This is a genomic window from Micromonospora sp. M61 (assembly GCF_018070245.1).
GTDB classification, from domain to species: Bacteria; Actinomycetota; Actinomycetes; order Mycobacteriales; family Micromonosporaceae; genus Micromonospora; species Micromonospora zamorensis.
Genome location: NZ_JAGPYA010000139.1, coordinates 1 through 1,672, shown reverse-complemented (window position 1 = coordinate 1,672; position 1,672 = coordinate 1). Strand labels below are relative to the sequence as shown.

Annotated in this window: 2 protein-coding genes; both read right to left on the bottom strand. The window is 73.4% G+C overall.

Going from position 1 to position 1,672, the window contains the following annotated elements; genetic code table 11:
- A partial coding sequence (locus KBX34_RS32910) for a hypothetical protein (RefSeq protein ID WP_210928967.1) occupies positions 1–1,189 on the bottom strand: 1,189 nt, incomplete at its 3' end.
- Positions 1,190–1,233: 44 nt separating this feature from the next.
- Positions 1,234–1,672: alpha/beta fold hydrolase (locus KBX34_RS32905; RefSeq protein WP_210928966.1), on the bottom strand; the 439-nt coding region annotated here is incomplete at its 5' end.

Genomic DNA, 1,672 nt, shown 5'->3' with positions numbered 1-1,672 from the left:
CGTGCACCACGGTCTTGAAGAAGGTGAGCAACCGCAGCGGCCCGTACCGGTCGACGAGATGCCGAACGGCCAGGTAGCCGATGCCATAGCTGGCGGCGACCCGTTCGGCGGAGGCGTCGTCGGCGGGGTTGATGCCCTCCAACTGGCCATCCCAGCCGCCCCGGACCAGTTTCCGCACGTCGGCGATCCCCTCGTACCGGTCGACCGCCTGGCCGCCGGCGCCGGCGAACTCGGCCAGCCCTTCCACCAGCCACCAGGTGTCCTTGCCCGGGTAGCCGCGCTCCGGCAGTGAGGCCGCGTGGGTCAACTCGTGCCGGAGCAGGTCGTCGGTGCCGCTGCTGGACAGCCCGTCGGCGTTGAGCACCACCTCGTGGTGCCCACCGCCCACTGTCACGGCGTAACCGCCGGTCCACTCCGGCCGGTCGCCGCCGTACCAGCGTTTCCACTCGTTCCGGCCGGCGTAGAAGATCCGGTAGCGGTCCGGCGGCGAGCCGGTCACCGCGTACCCGTCGGCGACCCTGGCCGCCGCCTCGGCCTGGGCGAGCAGGCCGGGCAGCTTGCCGCGCAGCGCCGGGGTGGTGGCGACGATGGTCCGCGCGCCGATCGCCACGGCCAGGTCGCTGATCTCCCAGGGGCGGGTGCCGGTCTCCACCGACCTGGATTCCTCCATGGCGACCAACCGGGGCTGGTCGCCGTTCTCCCGCCAGCGGGTGCCGATCAGCACCGGGCTGGGCTGGCAGTTCGGTGCGACGAAGCAGTACTGGAACCGCACCAGGAGCCGCCACTCGCCCGGCTTGTCGGTGATCGGCGCGGGCAGACCGCTCGGCTCGGCCCGCCAGACGGTGACCTTCAGCCCGCGTAGGGCGGCGAAGCGGCGGCGCAGGTCACTGTGCGCGGCGGGGTCGGCGACGGCGAGGAAACCGGCGCGGTCGCCGCCGAGCAGGGCCGTGGACTGCCGTTGAAGCTGGGCGGTCATCCGGTCGGCCAGCCCTCGGGCCACCGTGGTGGCGGGATCGTCGGCCGTCGAGACGCCGGCCCGGCTGATCGTGGACCGGGTGCCGTTCTCCCGGATCACTCCGACGACGAGCAGCGCCGGCAGGCCACAGCCCAGCAGCAGGAAGACCACCACGAGCACCGTCCACAGCGGCCAGAGCCGCCGTGGTGCTGGCTGCTGCACCCCGTCAGTCACCCGCCGAAGGGTACGACCAATTGCTGAGAGGGGCGAGGCCGACCCTAGGCGTCGGTGCACACCGCCAGGAAGCCGAGCAGCTCCTCCGCGGTGCGCTGCGGCCGGTCGGCGTGCGGGTAGTGGCCGGACTCCTCGATCATCCGGGCCTCGGCGGTGCGGAAGAGCCGGCGGGCGGCCCGGGCCTCCGCGCCCGGGTCGGGGAAGTCCGGATCCCTGGAGCCCATCAGCACCAGCACGGGTTGCCGGACCTGGGGGGCGCGGGCCGTCCAGCGCGGCTCGGCCGGCGCGATCACGCCGCGCGTCGCGGCCATCCGGCCAGGTTCACGCAGGTTGGCCACCATCGACCGGCGGTACGCGGCGTCGTCGGCGGGCCGGTGCACCGGGAAGAGCGTGTCGTGGAACCTCCCGAACAGTCGCGGGCTGCGCAGCACTGCGGCCTGCGTCAACCGCAGCAGCGGGTTGAGCTTCGGCTGACCGACGAAC